Source organism: Streptomyces zaomyceticus (assembly GCF_014656215.1).
Classification (GTDB): Bacteria; Actinomycetota; Actinomycetes; order Streptomycetales; family Streptomycetaceae; genus Streptomyces; species Streptomyces zaomyceticus.
This window is the reverse complement of sequence record NZ_BNBZ01000010.1, coordinates 121,379-137,992: the sequence shown is the minus strand read 5'-3', so window position 1 is coordinate 137,992 and position 16,614 is coordinate 121,379. Positions and strand designations below refer to the sequence as shown.

Genomic DNA, 16,614 nt, shown 5'->3' with positions numbered 1-16,614 from the left:
GGGTCGGGGGACGACTTTTCACAAGGGCCAACGACAGCAGAGAGCGGTGCAGAGTGACCGGTGGAGAGGTTGCCGGGATCCTGGTGGCCGTGTTCTGGGCGATCCTCGTCTCCTTCCTCGCCGTGGTGCTGGTGAGGCTGGCGCAGACGCTCAGGGCCACCACCAGAATGGTGGCCGAGGTGACCGAGCAGGCCGTTCCCCTGCTGGCCGACGCCTCCGCGACCGTGCGCTCGGCGCAGACCCAGCTCGACCGGGTCGACGCCATCGCCTCGGACGTCCAGGAGGTCACCTCCAACGCCTCGGCGCTCTCCTCCACGGTCGCCTCGACCTTCGGCGGCCCCCTCGTCAAGGTCGCCGCCTTCGGATACGGGGTGCGCAAGGCCCTCGGCCGGGGCGGGGACGGCGAGGACGTCCCGCGGGCCTCCGCGCGACGTACTGTGATCGTCGGCCGTACCGTGCCGTCCTCGCGACGCCGGAAGCAGAAGGGCTGAGCCGCGATGTTCCGCCGCACGTTCTGGTTCACGGCCGGCGCAGCCGCCGGCGTGTGGGCCACCACCAAGGTCAACCGGAAGCTGAAGCAGCTGACCCCCGAGAGCCTCGCGGCCCAGGCCACGAACAAGGCGATCGAGACCGGCCACCGCCTCAAGGACTTCGCCCTCGACGTGAGGGCGGGCATGGTCCAGCGGGAGGCCGAACTGGAGGAGGCACTCGGCCTCGACGCACCCGTCGACCCGGGTCCGGCCCAGGGCCGGGAGCTGCCGGAGCCGCGCCGCAGGACCGCGCTCGGCTCCACCCCGTACCCGACCACGCAATCAATTCCCACGATCTCGTACAACCGGAATGAGGACCACTGATGGAGTCGGCTGAAATCCGCCGCCGCTGGCTGAGCTTCTTCGAGGAGCGCGGGCACACCGTCGTCCCTTCGGCGTCGCTCATCGCGGACGACCCGACTCTGCTGCTCGTCCCCGCCGGCATGGTGCCGTTCAAGCCCTACTTCCTGGGCGAGGTCAAGCCGCCCTTCACGCGCGCCTCCAGCGTGCAGAAGTGCGTGCGCACGCCGGACATCGAAGAGGTCGGCAAGACCACCCGCCACGGCACGTTCTTCCAGATGTGCGGCAACTTCTCCTTCGGCGACTACTTCAAGGAAGGCGCCATCAAGCTCGCCTGGGAGCTGCTGACCACCGCGGTGGAGCACGGCGGCTACGGGCTGGAGCCGGAGAAGCTCTGGATCACCGTCTACCAGGAGGACGACGAGGCCGAGCAGATCTGGCGTGACGTCGTCGGCGTCCCCGCCGAGCGCATCCAGCGCCTCGGCAAGAAGGACAACTACTGGTCCATGGGCGTCCCCGGACCCTGTGGCCCGTGCTCCGAGATCAACTACGACCGCGGCCCCGAGTTCGGCGTCGAGGGCGGCCCGGCCGTCAACGACGAGCGCTACGTGGAGATCTGGAACCTGGTCTTCATGCAGTACGAGCGCGGTGAGGGCTCCGGCAAGGACGACTTCCCGATCCTCGGCGAGCTGCCGTCGAAGAACATCGACACGGGCCTCGGCCTGGAGCGCCTGGCGATGATCCTCCAGGGCGTCCAGAACATGTACGAGACGGACACCCTCCAGGTCGTCATCGACAAGGCCACCGAGCTCACCGGCGTCGCCTACGGCAAGGCCAAGGACAGCGACGTCTCGCTCCGCGTGGTCGCCGACCACATGCGGACGTCCGTCATGCTCATCGGCGACGGCGTCACTCCCGGCAACGAGGGCCGCGGCTACGTGCTGCGCCGCATCATGCGCCGCGCCGTCCGCAACATGCGCCTGCTCGGCGCCACCGGTCCGGTCGTCCAGGACCTCGTCGACACCGTGATCAACACGATGGGCGAGCAGTACCCGGAGCTGGTCACCGACCGCAAGCGCATCGAGACCGTCGCCCTCGCCGAAGAGGCCGCCTTCCTGAAGGCCCTCAAGGGCGGCACGAACATCCTCGACACCGCCGTGACCGAGACCAAGGCAGCCGGCGGCACGATCCTCTCCGGCGACAAGGCGTTCCTGCTCCACGACACCTGGGGCTTCCCGATCGACCTCACCCTGGAGATGGCCTCCGAGCAGGGCCTCTCCGTGGACGAGGACGGCTTCCGCCGCCTGATGAAGGAGCAGCGGGAGCGCGCCAAGGCCGACGCCAAGGCGAAGAAGACCGGTCACGCCGACATGACCGCCTACCGGGAGATCGCCGACGGCAACGGCGCCACCGAGTTCACCGGCTACACCAACCTGGAGGGCGAGACCACGGTCGTCGGTCTCCTCGTCAACGGTGTCTCCTCGCCGGCCGCCTCCGAGGGCGACGAGGTCGAGGTCGTCCTCGACCGGACCCCCTTCTACGCCGAGGGCGGCGGCCAGATCGCCGACCAGGGCCGGATCAAGCTCCACAGCGGCGCGGTCATCGAGATCCGTGACGTCCAGCAGCCGGTCCCGGGTGTCTCCGTGCACAAGGGTTCCGTGCAGGTCGGCGAGGTGACCGTGGGCGCCACCGCCTACGCCACCATCGACGTGAGCCGCCGCCGGGCCATCGCCCGCGCCCACTCGGCCACCCACCTGACCCACCAGGCGCTGCGCGACGCCCTCGGCCCGACGGCCGCCCAGGCCGGTTCCGAGAACCAGCCCGGTCGCTTCCGCTTCGACTTCGGTTCGCCGAACGCCGTCCCCGGCACGGTCCTCACGGACGTCGAGCAGAAGATCAACGAGGTCCTCTCGCGCGAGCTGGAGGTCCACGCCGAGGTCATGCCGATCAACGAGGCCAAGCGTCAGGGCGCCATCGCCGAGTTCGGCGAGAAGTACGGTGAGCAGGTCCGCGTCGTCACCATCGGCGACTTCTCCAAGGAGCTGTGCGGCGGCACGCACGTCGGCAACACCGCCCAGCTGGGCCTGGTGAAGCTGCTCGGCGAGTCCTCCATCGGCTCCGGTGTGCGCCGTATCGAGGCCCTCGTCGGCGTCGACGCGTACAACTTCCTCGCCAAGGAGCACACGGTCGTCGCCCAGCTCCAGGAGCTGGTCAAGGGCCGTCCGGAGGAGCTTCCGGAGAAGATCTCCTCCATGCTCGGCAAGCTGAAGGACGCCGAGAAGGAGATCGAGAAGTTCCGCGCGGAGAAGGTCCTCCAGGCCGCCGCCGGTCTCGTCGACTCCGCCCAGGACGTCCGCGGCCTCGCCCTGGTCACCGGCCGGGTCCAGGACGGCACCGGCGCCGACGACCTGCGCAAGCTGGTCCTCGACGTCCGTGGCCGCTTCCCGTCCGACCGTCCGGTCGTCGTCGCCCTGTTCACCACGGCCAATGGCAAGCCGCTCACGGTCATCGCCACCAACGAGGCCGCCCGTGAGCGCGGTCTCAAGGCCGGCGAGCTGGTCCGCACGGCCGCCAAGACCCTCGGTGGCGGTGGCGGCGGCAAGCCGGACGTCGCCCAGGGCGGCGGTACGAACCCGGAGGCCGTCGGCGAGGCCATCGCCGCCGTCGAGCGTCTCGTGGTGGAGACGGCGTGACGATGCGTCGCGGCCGCCGTATCGCGGTGGACGTCGGGGACGCCCGGATCGGGGTCGCCTCGTGCGACCCCGACGGGGTCCTCGCCACGCCGGTGGAGACCGTGCCGGGACGTGACGTCCCGGCCGCCCACCGGCGGCTCCGCCAGATCGTCGCGGAGTACGAGCCGATCGAGGTCGTCGTGGGCCTGCCCCGCTCGCTCAGCGGGCGGGAGGGTCCGGCCGCGACCAAGGTCCGCGCCTTCGCGGGGGAGATGGCCAAGGGCATCGCCCCGGTGCCGGTCCGGCTGGTCGACGAGCGGATGACCACCGTCACCGCGACCCAGGGGCTGCGGGCCTCCGGTGTGAAGGCCAAGAAGGGGCGGTCCGTGATCGACCAGGCCGCCGCTGTGATCATCCTTCAGAACGCTCTTGAGTCCGAACGGGTATCAGGTAATCCTCCTGGCGAGGGCGTCGAAGTGGTCATCTGATCGCGATACGGTAACGTTCCGCGCGATACGGCGGTGTTCGAACAACTGCCGCACTACGTAGAGGCGGATCGTCCGGAAGCCTCGCGGCTGTTTTGGGGATCGATGACTGAGTATGGCCGGAGCCCCGGCTCCGAACCGTGGCACCCCGGGGACCCGCTTTACGGGGACCAGGGGTGGGAGGGCCAGCAGCAGCACTACCCGCACCCGCAGCAGGCGAGCCAGTACGACCAGGCCGGCCACGGCTACCAGGACCCGTACGGGCAGGGCGGCCAGGCCGGTCAGGGGTACGAGGGCGACCCGTACCAGCAGCAGCATGCGCAGCAGCAGCAGTACCAGCAGCAGCCGCAGGAGTACGTCGACCCGCAGTATCAGCAGTACCAGCAGGCTCAGCAGCAGTACCAGCCGCAGCAGCACGATCAGCAGTACCAGCAGCAGCCGCAGCAGCAGTACGAGCAGCAGCAGCCCCACCAGCCTCAGCAGCCCCAGCGATACGAGCAGTCGTACGAGCAGCAGCAGTACGGGACGGGGTACCCGGGCGGTTACGACACGCCCGGGCACCTCGGACAGCAGTACGACGGCAGCTGGGAGACGGGCCAGGCGGCGATGCCGTACGGCGCGACTCCGGCCGATCCGTACGGCGGTCAGAACCCCGACCTCTACGGCACCCCCGAGGCGTACCCGCCGCCCCAGCCTCCCGGCCGCCGGCAGAACCCGCCGGAGCCGGTGATCGACTGGGAGCCGGAGGAAGAGGCGCGCCCCGAGCCGGAGGAGGAGAAGCATCCCTTCTTCACCGGTGAGGACGACCCGGAGGACGAGTACGACGACGAGGAGCCGGGGCGCGGCCGCGACTCCCGCGGCGACGACCGTGAACGCCGGAGCAAAGCCAATAAACGCAAAGGCAAGAACGGCGTGGCCTGCCTCGTCGTCGCGGTCGTCCTCGCGGGCGGCGTCGGCGGCGTCGGCTACTTCGGCTACCAGTTCTGGCAGGGTCAGTTCGGCGCGGCCGAGGACTACGCGGGCTCGGGCTCGGGCGACGTGCAGGTCGAGATCCCCAAGGGCGCGCTCGGCAACGAGATCGGCAACATCCTGAAGAAGGCCGGCGTCGTCAAGAGCGTCGACGCCTTCGTCTCGGCGCAGCAGAAGAACCCCAAGGGCATCTCGATCCAGGCCGGCGTCTACACGCTGAAGAAGGAGATGTCGGCCGAGAGCGCGGTCACCATGATGCTCGACCCGGCGAGCCAGAGTAATTTCGTCATCCCCGAGGGGCGGCGGAACGTTTGGGTGTACGAGCAGATCGACAAGAAACTCGGACTCGAGCCCGGTACGACCAAGGGCATCGCGAAGGCGAAGGCAAGCACCCTCGGACTGCCGGAATGGGCCGCCAACCACAAGAACGTAAAGGACCCACTGGAGGGCTTCCTCTTCCCCGCGAGTTATCCCGTGGCCAAGGGCTCCAAGCCCGAGGACGCGCTGCGCAAGATGGTGAGCCGCGCGAACCAGGAGTACGCCAAGCTCGAACTGGACGCCAAGGCGAAGCAGCTCGGCGTCGACAGCCCCTGGGAGCTCGTCACCATCGCCAGCCTCGTTCAGGCGGAGGGAACCTCGCACGACGACTTCCGGAAGATGGGCGAGGTCGTCTACAACCGGCTCAAGCCGTCGAATCCGCAGACCTACGGCGGGCTCGAGTTCGACTCGACGTACAACTACATCAAGAACCAGAGCAAGCTCGACCTCTCGCTCGCCGAGGTCCGAAAGTACAACAACCCGTACAACACGTACTTCGTCAAGGGCCTGCCGCCCGGTCCGATCGGCAACCCCGGTCTTGAGGCCCTCCAGGGTGCTCTGAACCCGACGAGCGACGGGTGGTACTACTTCATCTCGCTCGACGGAAAGAGTTCCAAGTTCACGAAGACGAACGCCGAGCACCAGAAGCTCGTCGACCAGTTCAACGAATCGAGGAAGAGCTGATGGCGCCAGCACACCGCGCGGCCGTCCTCGGTTCGCCGATCGCCCACTCGCTCTCCCCGGTCCTGCACCGGGCCGCGTACGCCGAGCTCGGCCTCGACGACTGGTCGTACGACCGTTTCGAGATCGACGAGGCGGGACTGCCCGGGTTCGTGGGCGGACTGGACGGCAGCTGGGCCGGCCTTTCGCTGACCATGCCGCTCAAGCGGGCGATCATCCCGCTGCTCGACGGGATCAGCGACACGGCCTCGTCCGTGGAGGCCGTTAACACGGTCGTCTTCCGGGAGGACGGCCGCCGGGTCGGCGACAACACCGACATCCCCGGCATGATCGCCGCCCTGCGCGAGCGGGGCGTCGAGAAGGTGGAGTCGGCGGCGGTCCTCGGGGCCGGCGCCACCGCCTCCTCCGCGCTCGCCGCGCTCGCCCGGATCTGCGCCGGGCCCGTCACCGCGTACGTACGCAGCGAGGCGCGCGCCGAGGAGATGCGGGGCTGGGGCGAGCGGCTCGGCGTGGACGTCCGTACCGCCGCCTGGGACGACGCGGCGGAGGCCTTCGCGGCTCCGCTGGTCGTCGCGACCACCCCGGCCGGCACGACGAACGAACTGGCGGGCGCCGTGCCCGACACGGTCGGCACTCTCTTCGACGTGCTGTACGACCCCTGGCCGACGGCGCTCGCCGCGGCCTGGTCCGACCGCGGCGGCAAGGTGGTCGGCGGCCTCGACCTCCTCGTCCACCAGGCCGTTCTGCAGGTCGAACAGATGACGGGCGTCGCGAGGGCGCCGCTGGCCGCGATGCGCGCGGCGGGGGAGCGGGCGCTGGCCGCCCGATAGGCCCCGGGCCGGATTCCGGCCACGGGGGAACGAGAGAGTACGGGGGAGCACGGGGGCATGGGCGAGGAACTGGTGCTGGCGTCGAAGTGGGACGCGGCCTTCGACGTCCTGCGTTTTCTGTATGTGGGGTTCTTCAGCGACCTGCCCGCGTGGGCGCGGTACACGGTGCTCGGCATCGCGGCCGCCGGCTTCGGCGGGCTCGCGGTGGTCCGGCTCCGCGGACGCCTCCGCGGCGCGCCGAAGGCAGACGGGCAGACGGACACGCGGACGGACACCCGGACCGGCGGGACGACCGGCGAGAAGACCGGCGACACGGCCGACGACACGGCCGGTCCGACGGACGAGGCGCTCCCCGCGAGCGGGACCCGCGTCCGATAGCTGGACCGGGGGCCGAGGCAGCGCCCCGGACGTGGGAGGATCGGGGATGGCGGGCCAGGGCCGCGCACCCGGTCGCGCCGTCGCAGTGCCAGGCGCGAGCATGAGGAGCATCGTTGAGCAGGTTGCGTTGGCTGACCGCTGGGGAATCCCACGGACCCGCGCTGGTCGCGACGTTGGAGGGCCTTCCCGCCGGCGTCCCGGTCACCACAGAGCTGGTGGCGGACCACCTCGCGCGGCGACGCCTCGGCTATGGGCGTGGCGCCCGGATGAAGTTCGAGCAGGACGAGATCACCTTCCTGGGCGGTGTCCGGCACGGACTCTCCCTCGGCTCCCCGATCGCCGTCATGGTCGGCAACACCGAGTGGCCCAAGTGGGAGAAGGTCATGTCGGCCGACCCGGTCGACCCCTCGGAGCTCAAGGAGACGGGCCGCAACGCCCCCCTGACCCGGCCCCGGCCCGGCCACGCCGATCTCGCCGGCATGCAGAAGTACGGCTTCGACGAGGCCCGGCCGATCCTGGAGCGCGCCAGCGCCCGGGAGACCGCCGCCCGCGTCGCCCTCGGTGCCGTCGCCCGCTCCTTCATCAAGGAGGCCGCGGGCATCGAGATCGTCTCCCACGTCGTCGAGCTGGCCGCCGCCAAGGCGCCGTACGGCGTCTACCCGACCCCGGCCGACGTGGAGAAGCTCGACGCCGACCCGGTCCGCTGCCTCGACGCCGACGCGTCGAAGGCGATGGTCGCCGAGATCGACCAGGCCCACAAGGACGGCGACACCCTCGGCGGTGTCGTCGAGGTCCTCGCGTACGGCGTGCCCGTCGGCCTCGGCTCGCACGTCCACTGGGACCGGCGCCTCGACGCCCGGCTCGCCGCCGCCCTCATGGGCATCCAGGCCATCAAGGGTGTCGAGGTCGGCGACGGCTTCGACCTGGCCCGCGTGCCCGGCTCCCAGGCCCACGACGAGATCGTGAACACCGACGAGGGCATCAGGCGCACCTCCGGCCGCTCCGGCGGCACCGAGGGCGGTCTGACCACCGGTGAGCTGCTGCGGGTCCGCGCCGCGATGAAGCCCATCGCGACCGTGCCGCGCGCGCTCGCCACCGTCGACGTCGCCACCGGCGAGGCCACCCAGGCCCACCACCAGCGCTCCGACGTGTGTGCCGTCCCCGCGGCCGGCATCGTCGCCGAGGCCATGGTCGCGCTCGTCCTGGCGGACGCCGTCGTCGAGAAGTTCGGCGGCGACAGCGTGCCCGAGACCCGCCGCAACGTGCGGTCGTACCTCGAGAACCTGCGCATCCGGTGACCGCCGGCCCGCTGGTCGTCCTCGTCGGACCCATGGGCTCCGGCAAGTCCACGGTGGGCGCGCTCCTGGCCGAACGGCTTGGCGCGCCCTACCGGGACACCGACGCCGACATCGTCGTCGCCGAGGGACGCGAGATCTCCGACATCTTCGTCGAGGACGGTGAGGAGTACTTCCGCGCCCTGGAGCGGGACGCCGTCGCCGCGGCCGTCGCCGAGCACGAGGGCGTCCTCGCCCTCGGCGGCGGCGCGATCCTCGACGCCGGTACCCGTGCCCTGCTCGCCGGGCTGCCCGTCGCGTACCTCTCGATGGACGTCGAAGAGGCGGTCCGGCGCGTCGGCCTCAACACTGCGCGGCCGCTGCTCGCCGTCAACCCGCGCCGCCAGTGGCGCGAGCTGATGGAGGCGCGCCGCCACCTGTACACCGAAGTCGCCCGGGCCGTCGTCACCACCGACGACCGCACCCCCGAAGAGGTCGCGGACGCGGTCCTCGCGGCACTGGATCTGAAGAAGGACGCATGACGACGGACCAGGAAGTCACCCGTATCCACGTCGCGGGCAGCGCCGGCACGGATCCGTACGAGGTGCTGGTCGGCAGGCAGCTGCTCGGTGAGCTCCCGACGCTGATCGGCACCCAGGCCAAGCGGGTCGCCGTCATCCACCCGGAGGCGCTCGCCGACACGGGTGAGGCGCTCCGCGCCGACCTCGCCGAGCAGGGCTACGAGGCGGTCGCCATCCAGGTGCCGAACGCCGAGGAGGCGAAGACCGTCGAGGTCGCCGCCTACTGCTGGAAGGCGCTGGGGCAGACCGGCTTCACCCGCAGCGACGTCGTCGTGGGCGTCGGCGGCGGCGCCACCACCGACCTGGCCGGCTTCGTGGCCGCGACCTGGCTGCGGGGCGTCCGCTGGATCGCCGTCCCCACCACGGTCCTGGCCATGGTCGACGCGGCCGTCGGCGGCAAGACGGGCATCAACACCGCCGAGGGCAAGAACCTCGTCGGCGCCTTCCACCCGCCCGCCGGCGTCCTGTGCGACCTCGCGGCGCTCGACTCGCTGCCGGTCCACGACTATGTCAGCGGCCTGGCGGAGATCATCAAGGCCGGCTTCATCGTCGACCCGGTGATCCTCGACCTCATCGAGGAGGACCCGCAGGCCGCCCGCACCCCGGCCGGTCCGCACACCGCCGAGCTGCTCGTCCGCTCGATCAAGGTCAAGGCCGAGGTCGTCTCCGGCGACCTCAAGGAGGCGGGCCGGCGCGAGATCCTCAACTACGGCCACACCCTCGCCCACGCCATCGAGAAGAACGAGCGGTACAAGTGGCGCCACGGCGCCGCCGTCTCCGTCGGCATGGTCTTCGCCGCCGAGCTCGGCCGTCTCGCCGGGCGGCTCGACGACGCCACCGCCGACCGGCACCGCGCGATCCTGGAGTCCGTCGGACTGCCGCTCACCTACCGCGGTGACCAGTGGCCCAAGCTCCTGGAGACCATGCGGGTGGACAAGAAGTCCCGCGGCGACCTGCTCCGCTTCATCGTCCTCGACGGGATCGGCAGGCCGACCGTCCTGGAGGGCCCCGACCCGGCGGTCCTGATCGCGGCGTACGGCGAGGTGTCCGCGTGAGCGAGCCGCGTCCGGTTCTGGTGCTCAACGGCCCCAACCTGGGCCGGCTCGGCTCCCGCGAGCCCGACATCTACGGCGCCACGTCGTACAAGGGGCTCGTCGAGTCCTGCCGGACCCTCGGCACGGAGCTCGGCTTCGACGTCGAGGTGCGGGAGACGAACGACGAGGGCGAGATGATCCGCTGGCTGCACGAGGCGGCGGACGGCTCGATCCCGGTGGTGATCAACCCCGGGGCGTTCACGCACTACTCCTACGGGATGCGGGACGCGGCCGCCCAGCGGACCGCCCCGCTGATCGAGGTTCACATCTCGAACCCGTACGCCCGCGAGGAGTTCCGGCACACCTCGGTCGTCGCGGCCGTGGCGACCGGCACGGTCGCCGGTTTCGGGATCGGTTCCTACCGGCTGGCCCTGCGGGCACTGGCCGAGGAACTGACGGACTGACAGGATCCCGGGGGACCGGTGGGGCCGTGAACGGTCACCGGTCCGACGGGGCACCAGGGGGAGTCCCCGGCCGTTCCCCTCGTGGGGGCCGGGGGCGGTAACGTTCCGGCGCACCGGATACATCAGGCGTACGAGACGGAGTGGGACCGGATGCAGCACGCAGTGGGGGGTCCGCTGCCACCGCCCGAGCGACCGGGCCAGGCGCCCGGCCCCGGCGCCGTACCCGCCTCCGCCTCGGGAGCGGGGGGCGGCCCCCAGGGTGCCCACCCGCCGGTGCCCCCGCCTCCGGCGGGCGCCCCGTACCCCGCTCCGCCCGCCGGGCCCCGGCTCGGTGTGCACCCGAGCGTCGGGAGCGGAGCCCCCAGGCCCCCGCAGGCGGCGCCGGGGCACGCGGCACCGCCTCCGCATCCCGCGCCCCCCTCGGGGCCCGGGACGCCCGGCTGGGGCCGCTCCGGCGCCGTACCGCAGCACCCGGGCGGTCCGCAGCATCCCGGTGGCTCGCACCCCGGGGCCTACCCGAGCGGTCCGCCCCAGCGCGCGGACCTCAGCGGTCATGTCCCGCTGCCGCCCGTCGCCGCTCCGCTCGCGCCCGCCGCGGAGCACGGCGCGGGCACCGGCGGTGCGACCCTCGCCGTGCTGCTCATCGGTCCCGCCGGCGCCGGCAAGACGACCGTCGCCCGGCACTGGGCGCAGCGCCGCCGGGTGCCCACCGCGCACATCAGCCTCGACGACGTCCGCGAATGGGTCTGCTCCGGCTTCGCCGACCCCCAGTCCGGCTGGAACGAGCACTCCGAGGCGCAGTACCGGCTCGCCCGCCGCACCTGCGGCTTCGCCGCGCGCAACTTCCTCGCGAACGGCATCTCCTGCATCGTCGACGACGCGGTCTTCCCCGACCGGCCCGTCGTGGGCCTCGGCGGCTGGAAGCGCCATGTCGGCCCCGGTCTGCTGCCCGTCGTGCTCCTGCCCGGTCTGGAGGTCGTCCTGGAGCGCAACGCCGAGCGCAGCGGCAACAGGCGGCTTTCGGACGAGGAGGTCGCCGCGATCCACGGCCGGATGGCCGGTTGGTACGGCTCGGGCCTGCCCATCATCGACAACTCCACGTACGACGTCGAGACCACCGCCCGGGTCCTCGACGACGTCCTCGCCCGCGCGATCGCGAGCCCGCCCACCTGGTGACCCCCGGGGGAGCCCGGCGACCGCGAGGGTCCGCGAGGGCGTCCTCCGGAAGGCCCGGCGGGCCCCGGTGGGCCTTCCGCCCGGTCGGCCGTGCAGAACAGGCCACCGCGCCGCGCTGCTCGTAGGCTCGGAGCATGTCTGAGGTGTATGCGGACCGCCGTGTACGGCTGCGCGATCGCTGCGCGGCCGCGGGCAGCCCGGCGGCCCTGGTCTCCCGCCCAGCCAACGTCCGCTATCTCGCGGGCGGCTCGCCCCCGGGTGCCGTCCTCCTCGTCGGCCCCGAACCCGACGCGGACGTCCTGCTCTGTCCCGTCGCGCCCGGCGGCGAACCGGCCGACGGACGGCTCGACGAAGTGCTCCGCCGGCAGGTTCTGCCCGCCGGTGGCGGCGATCCGGCCGTCGCCGCCGTCGATCTCGCCCGCCGGGCGGGCGCCGACGCGCTGGCCGTCGAGGAACACGACCTGACCGTGACCCGGCACCGGGCCATGGGCTCCGTCGCCCCCGGACTGCGTCTGGCCGACCTCGCCTGCGCCGTGGAACAGCTCAGGATCGTCAAGGACGAGGACGAGATCGCCTGTCTCAGGATCGCCGCGGAGATCGCCGACCAGGCGCTCGGCGAACTCCTGGAGTCGATCCTGGTCGGGCGGACCGAACGGCACCTCGCCCTGGAGCTGGAACGGCGGCTCGTCGACCACGGTGCCGACGGGGCCGCCTTCCCCACCTCGGTGGCGACCGGCCCGCACTCCGGACGCCGGGGGCACAAGCCCACCGACCGCCGGGTCGAGGAGGGCGATTTCCTCTCCGTCTGCCTCGGCGCCGACTACCGCGGCTACCGGTGCGAGATCGGCCGGACCTTCGTCATCGGCACCACGCCCGCCGACTGGCAGATCGAGCTGTACGAACTCGTCTTCGCCGCTCAGCGGGCCGGACGCGAGTCCCTCGCGCCCGGCGCCGAATACCGGGACGTGGACCGCGCGGCCCGCCAGATCCTGGACGCTGCGGGGCACGCGGAGGCCGCCGTGCCGCTCACCGGGCACGGGGTGGGGCTCGAAATCGACGAGGACCCGCAGCTCTCACCCTCCGCCATGGGTAAACTGGACGCTTGTGTGCCGGTCACCGTCGAACCGGGGGTTCACCTCCCGGGACGGGGCGGGGTCCGGATCGATGACACGCTCGTCGTGCGCCAGGAGGCGGACGGCGGACCCGAGCTACTCACCATCACGACCAAGGAGCTGCTCGCGCTGTAGGGCGCGTGCGCATCCGCGGTCCCACGTCAGTCCAGGAGATTCCGCAACCGTGGCTTCCACGAACGACCTCAAGAACGGCATGGTGCTCAAGCTCGACGGGGGCCAGCTCTGGTCCGTCGTCGAGTTCCAGCACGTCAAGCCCGGCAAGGGCCCGGCCTTCGTGCGCACCAAGCTCAAGAACGTGCTGTCCGGCAAGGTCGTCGACAAGACCTTCAACGCCGGCGTGAAGGTCGAGACGGCCACCATCGACCGCCGTGACATGCAGTTCTCCTACATGGACGGCGACTACTTCGTCTTCATGGACGAGCAGACCTACGACCAGCTGATGGTCGACCGCAAGTCCGTCGGCGACGCCGCCAACTTCCTGATCGAGGGCTTCACCGCCTCCGTCGCCCAGCACGAGGGCGAGGTGCTCTACGTCGAGCTCCCGGCTGCCGTCGAGCTGACGATCAAGCACACCGACCCGGGCGTCCAGGGCGACCGCTCCACCGGCGGCACCAAGCCCGCCACGCTGGAGACCGGCCACGAGATCCAGGTCCCGCTCTTCGTCACCACCGGCGAGAAGGTCAAGGTCGACACCCGCACCAGCGACTACCTCGGCCGGGTGAACAAGTAACCGTGGCCGCTCGGAGCAAGGCCCGCAAGCGCGCCTTCCAGATCCTCTTCGAGGCGGACCAGCGCGGTGCCTCCGTCCAGGAGGTTCTCGCGGACCAGGTCCGGCACGCGCGGTCGGACGACCGCCAGCCGCCGGTGAACGACTTCACCATGCAGCTGGTCGAGGGCTACGCGTCCCACGTGGCTCGGATCGACGAGCTCATCGCGACCTACGCGGTGGACTGGGACCTCGACCGGATGCCCGTCGCCGACCGGAACATCGTGCGCCTCGGTGCGTACGAGCTGATCTGGGAGGACGGCACGCCGGACGCGGTCGCGATCGACGAGGCGGTGCAGCTCGCCAAGGAGTTCTCCACGGACGAGTCCCCGACCTTCGTCAACGGTCTGCTGGCGCGCTTCAAGGACTTGAAGCCGCGTCTGCGCCGGGACGCGGACGCCTGAGTCCGTAGACGTCACCGGCAGTCGAAGGGGCCCGCAGCACGCGTGCTGCGGGCCCCTTCGGCGTTTCCCTGCCGCGTGTGCGACGGCACACGGGAGCCCCGGGCCCCCTCGGACGCCCCTGGGCCGGCCTCCGGGCCGTCCGGGCCGGGCCGGGTGCGGAGAAAAGCGCAGGGCCCGTGGACGTCGGATGACGTCCACGGGCCCGGCGGTACGTTTCTGCTGGGTCCCCGGAAGGGGTCAGTTCTCCTCGTGGGCGACGGCGCGGCGCGCGTCCGCGTCCAGCACGCCCCAGCTGATCAGCTGCTCGGTGAGGACCGAGGGGGACTGGTCGTAGATCACGGCGAGGGTGCGCAGGTCGTCCTGACGGATCGACAGCACCTTGCCGTTGTAGTCGCCACGCTGCGACTGGATCGTCGCCGCGTAGCGCTGGAGCGGGCCGGCCTTCTCCTGGGGGACGTGCGCCAGGCGCTCCAGATCCAGGACCAGCTTCGGCGGCGGCTCGGCGGCGCCGCCCGGGGTCGTGCCCGGCAGGAGCTCCTGCACCGGCACGCCGTAGAAGTCGGCCAGCTCGGCAAGGCGCTGCACGGTCACCGCGCGGTCGCCACGCTCGTACGAACCGACCACGACGGCCTTCCAGCGGCCCTGGGACTTCTCCTCCACTCCGTGGAGCGAGAGACCCTGCTGGGTGCGGATGGCACGGAGTTTGGCCCCGAGCTGCTTTGCGTATTCGCTGGACATAACGCTCCCGGACGCTGTGACGACATGCGGCTGCGCCGCGCGGCTGGTAACTCACTGTGAGGTTACGCAGCGTTACTCTTTCCCGTCAAGCCGAATGGTCCGTACCGACTCCTCCCGGGGGACGGCGCCCGGAGTGGCGACCGGGGTGCGAGGAAGGTCCCCGTCCGCCCCTGGTATCGTTGACGTCGCAAATCCGACGTCCTTTAAGAACCGTCCCGTGAGGCGGAGAAGGAGGTCCGTTTCTTCATGGACACCCAGCTGCAGTACAGCGACGACGCGCGGCCCGTTCTCGAGGCCCCGGACATCGCGCGGGTCCTCACCCGCATCGCACACGAGATCGTCGAGCGCGCCAAGGGCGCGGACGACGTGGTTCTCCTCGGCATTCCCACCCGCGGTGTGTATCTCGCCCGCCGGCTCGCCGAGAAGCTCGAATCGATCACCGGCACCAAGATCCCGGTCGGCTCCCTCGACATCACCATGTACCGGGACGACCTGCGGATGAAGCCGGCGCGCGCCCTCGGCCGCACCGAGATCCCCGGTGACGGCGTCGACGGACGCCTGGTCGTCCTCGTCGACGACGTGCTCTTCTCCGGCCGCACCATCCGCGCCGCCCTCGACGCCCTCGGCGACATCGGCCGCCCCCGCGCGGTCCAGCTCGCCGTCCTCGTCGACCGCGGCCACCGCGAGCTCCCGATCCGCGCCGACTACGTCGGCAAGAACCTCCCCACGTCGCTGCGGGAGACGGTCAAGGTCCAGCTCGCCGAGGAGGACGGCCGCGACACCGTCCTGCTCGGTTCCAGGCCCTCCGCCTAGCCGGACCGGCTTTCCCCCGCGGGGTCGGGGCACCCTCCTGCGCCCCCGCATGCCCTCACCCCTCCCCACCACGGAGAGACACACGGATGATGCGTCACCTCATCTCGGCCGCCGACCTCACCCGCGACGACGCCGTCCTGATCCTCGACACCGCCGAGGAGATGGCCCGGGTGGCCGACCGGCCCATCAGGAAGCTGCCGACGCTGCGCGGCCGGACCGTCTGCAACCTCTTCTTCGAGGACTCCACCCGGACCCGGATCTCCTTCGAGGCCGCCGAGAAGCGGCTCTCCGCCGACGTCATCAACTTCGCGGCCAAGGGCTCCAGCGTCTCCAAGGGCGAGTCCCTCAAGGACACCGCGCAGACCCTGGAGGCCATGGGCGTCGACGCCGTCGTCATCCGGCACGGCGCCTCCGGAGCCCCGTTCCGCCTCGCCACCTCCGGCTGGATCGACGCCCCCGTCATCAACGCCGGCGACGGCACCCACCAGCACCCCACCCAGGCCCTCCTCGACGCCTTCACCATGCGCCGCCGCCTGGTCGGCCGGGACGCCGGACTCGGCCAGGACCTCGCGGGCAAGCGGATCACGCTCGTCGGCGACGTCCTGCACAGCCGCGTCGCCCGCTCCAACGTCGACCTGCTGCACACCCTCGGCGCCGAGGTCACCCTGGTGGCCCCGCCCACCCTGGTCCCCGTCGGCGTGGAGACCTGGCCCTGCGAGGTCTCGTACGACATCGACCGGGTGCTGCCGAAGTCCGACGCGGTCATGATGCTGCGTGTGCAGCGAGAGCGGATGAACGCCGCCTTCTTCCCCACCGAGCGCGAGTACTCGCGCCGGTACGGGCTCGACGGCGAGCGGATGGCGAAGATGCCCGAGCACGCCATCGTGATGCACCCCGGCCCCATGGTCCGCGGCATGGAGATCACCGCCGAGGTCGCCGACTCCGACCGCTGCACGGTCGTCGAGCAGGTCGCCAACGGCGTCTCCGTCCGGATGGCGGTCCTCTACCTGCTTCTGGGCGGCAACGACTCCGCCACCCACACCACCCGTACCGAGGAGAACAAGTAAC

At 71.3% G+C, this 16,614-nt stretch carries 18 protein-coding genes; 17 read left to right on the top strand and 1 reads right to left on the bottom strand.

All coding sequences use genetic code 11. From position 1 onward, the window contains the following. Positions 1-53: 53 nt before the first annotated feature. The 15 genes from IE311_RS15890 to nusB all read left to right on the top strand — a co-directional run bounded on the left by IE311_RS15890 (position 54) and on the right by nusB (position 13,995). Complete coding sequence (locus IE311_RS15890) at positions 54-491, top strand: DUF948 domain-containing protein (protein ID WP_189832331.1); 438 nt, start codon at positions 54-56, stop codon at positions 489-491. 6 nt (positions 492-497) lie between these two features. Beyond that, complete coding sequence (locus tag IE311_RS15885) at positions 498-854, top strand: DUF6167 family protein (RefSeq protein WP_189832330.1); 357 nt, start codon at positions 498-500, stop codon at positions 852-854. Then, positions 854-3,523, top strand: a complete 2,670-nt coding sequence (alaS, locus tag IE311_RS15880; RefSeq protein WP_189832329.1) for an alanine--tRNA ligase — start codon at positions 854-856, stop codon at positions 3,521-3,523. The genes IE311_RS15885 and alaS overlap by 1 nt, the downstream gene beginning before the upstream one ends. A gap of 2 nt (positions 3,524-3,525) precedes the next feature. Next, positions 3,526-3,990 carry a Holliday junction resolvase RuvX gene (gene ruvX / locus IE311_RS15875; RefSeq protein WP_189832423.1) on the top strand — a complete coding sequence of 155 codons (465 nt, stop codon included), beginning with the start codon at positions 3,526-3,528 and terminating at the stop codon, positions 3,988-3,990. A 102-nt stretch (positions 3,991-4,092) separates the two neighbouring features. Then, on the top strand, positions 4,093-5,958 hold the full coding sequence (gene mltG / locus IE311_RS15870) for an endolytic transglycosylase MltG (RefSeq protein WP_189832328.1): 1,866 nt from the start codon (positions 4,093-4,095) through the stop codon (positions 5,956-5,958). Continuing rightward, positions 5,958-6,785: a shikimate dehydrogenase gene (locus IE311_RS15865; RefSeq protein ID WP_189832327.1), complete on the top strand. Its 828-nt coding sequence runs from the start codon at positions 5,958-5,960 to the stop codon at positions 6,783-6,785. The genes mltG and IE311_RS15865 overlap by 1 nt, the downstream gene beginning before the upstream one ends. A 57-nt stretch (positions 6,786-6,842) precedes the next feature. Next, the gene (locus IE311_RS15860) at positions 6,843-7,163 is read left to right on the top strand and encodes a hypothetical protein (RefSeq protein WP_189832326.1); all 321 of its coding nucleotides are present in this window, start codon (positions 6,843-6,845) and stop codon (positions 7,161-7,163) included. 113 nt (positions 7,164-7,276) lie between these two features. Continuing rightward, positions 7,277-8,461 carry a chorismate synthase gene (gene aroC / locus IE311_RS15855; RefSeq protein ID WP_189832325.1) on the top strand — a complete coding sequence of 395 codons (1,185 nt, stop codon included), beginning with the start codon at positions 7,277-7,279 and terminating at the stop codon, positions 8,459-8,461. Continuing rightward, positions 8,458-8,979 (top strand): shikimate kinase, encoded by a 522-nt coding sequence (locus tag IE311_RS15850; protein ID WP_189832324.1) that lies wholly within the window; start codon positions 8,458-8,460, stop codon positions 8,977-8,979. Before aroC ends, IE311_RS15850 begins: the two co-directional genes overlap by 4 nt. After that, on the top strand, positions 8,976-10,073 hold the full coding sequence (aroB, locus tag IE311_RS15845) for a 3-dehydroquinate synthase (RefSeq protein ID WP_189832323.1): 1,098 nt from the start codon (positions 8,976-8,978) through the stop codon (positions 10,071-10,073). Before IE311_RS15850 ends, aroB begins: the two co-directional genes overlap by 4 nt. Continuing rightward, complete coding sequence (gene aroQ, locus IE311_RS15840; RefSeq protein ID WP_189832322.1) at positions 10,070-10,516, top strand: type II 3-dehydroquinate dehydratase; 447 nt, start codon at positions 10,070-10,072, stop codon at positions 10,514-10,516. The genes aroB and aroQ overlap by 4 nt, the downstream gene beginning before the upstream one ends. A 150-nt stretch (positions 10,517-10,666) precedes the next feature. Next, on the top strand, positions 10,667-11,692 hold the full coding sequence (locus IE311_RS15835) for an AAA family ATPase (RefSeq protein ID WP_189832321.1): 1,026 nt from the start codon (positions 10,667-10,669) through the stop codon (positions 11,690-11,692). Between the two features lie 134 nt (positions 11,693-11,826). After that, positions 11,827-12,939 (top strand): aminopeptidase P family protein, encoded by a 1,113-nt coding sequence (locus tag IE311_RS15830; protein ID WP_189832320.1) that lies wholly within the window; start codon positions 11,827-11,829, stop codon positions 12,937-12,939. Between the two features lie 49 nt (positions 12,940-12,988). Then, positions 12,989-13,555 (top strand): elongation factor P, encoded by a 567-nt coding sequence (gene efp, locus IE311_RS15825; RefSeq protein WP_189832319.1) that lies wholly within the window; start codon positions 12,989-12,991, stop codon positions 13,553-13,555. 2 nt (positions 13,556-13,557) lie between these two features. Next, the gene (gene nusB / locus IE311_RS15820) at positions 13,558-13,995 is read left to right on the top strand and encodes a transcription antitermination factor NusB (protein WP_189832318.1); all 438 of its coding nucleotides are present in this window, start codon (positions 13,558-13,560) and stop codon (positions 13,993-13,995) included. Positions 13,996-14,232: 237 nt separating this feature from the next. Here the strand turns inward: nusB and bldD are convergent, their stop codons facing one another. After that, the gene (bldD, locus tag IE311_RS15815) at positions 14,233-14,733 is read right to left on the bottom strand and encodes a transcriptional regulator BldD (protein ID WP_015032294.1); all 501 of its coding nucleotides are present in this window, start codon (positions 14,731-14,733) and stop codon (positions 14,233-14,235) included. A 246-nt stretch (positions 14,734-14,979) separates the two neighbouring features. On the opposite strand from bldD, the gene pyrR reads away from it, so the two are divergent. Continuing rightward, positions 14,980-15,546, top strand: a complete 567-nt coding sequence (gene pyrR, locus IE311_RS15810) for a bifunctional pyr operon transcriptional regulator/uracil phosphoribosyltransferase PyrR (RefSeq protein WP_189832317.1) — start codon at positions 14,980-14,982, stop codon at positions 15,544-15,546. A gap of 86 nt (positions 15,547-15,632) precedes the next feature. Then, positions 15,633-16,613, top strand: a complete 981-nt coding sequence (locus IE311_RS15805; protein WP_189832316.1) for an aspartate carbamoyltransferase catalytic subunit — start codon at positions 15,633-15,635, stop codon at positions 16,611-16,613. Position 16,614: the final 1 nt, after the last annotated feature.

Coding starts and splice junctions, on each gene's coding strand:
- IE311_RS15885 (WP_189832330.1), top strand. CDS start 498: ATGTTCCGCCGCACGTTCTGGTTCACGGCCGGCGCAGCCGCCGGCGTG.
- alaS (WP_189832329.1), top strand. CDS start 854: ATGGAGTCGGCTGAAATCCGCCGCCGCTGGCTGAGCTTCTTCGAGGAG.
- ruvX (WP_189832423.1), top strand. CDS start 3,526: ATGCGTCGCGGCCGCCGTATCGCGGTGGACGTCGGGGACGCCCGGATC.
- mltG (WP_189832328.1), top strand. CDS start 4,093: ATGACTGAGTATGGCCGGAGCCCCGGCTCCGAACCGTGGCACCCCGGG.
- IE311_RS15865 (WP_189832327.1), top strand. CDS start 5,958: ATGGCGCCAGCACACCGCGCGGCCGTCCTCGGTTCGCCGATCGCCCAC.
- IE311_RS15860 (WP_189832326.1), top strand. CDS start 6,843: ATGGGCGAGGAACTGGTGCTGGCGTCGAAGTGGGACGCGGCCTTCGAC.
- aroB (WP_189832323.1), top strand. CDS start 8,976: ATGACGACGGACCAGGAAGTCACCCGTATCCACGTCGCGGGCAGCGCC.
- IE311_RS15835 (WP_189832321.1), top strand. CDS start 10,667: ATGCAGCACGCAGTGGGGGGTCCGCTGCCACCGCCCGAGCGACCGGGC.
- IE311_RS15830 (WP_189832320.1), top strand. CDS start 11,827: ATGTCTGAGGTGTATGCGGACCGCCGTGTACGGCTGCGCGATCGCTGC.
- bldD (WP_015032294.1), bottom strand. CDS start 14,733: ATGTCCAGCGAATACGCAAAGCAGCTCGGGGCCAAACTCCGTGCCATC.
- pyrR (WP_189832317.1), top strand. CDS start 14,980: ATGGACACCCAGCTGCAGTACAGCGACGACGCGCGGCCCGTTCTCGAG.
- IE311_RS15805 (WP_189832316.1), top strand. CDS start 15,633: ATGATGCGTCACCTCATCTCGGCCGCCGACCTCACCCGCGACGACGCC.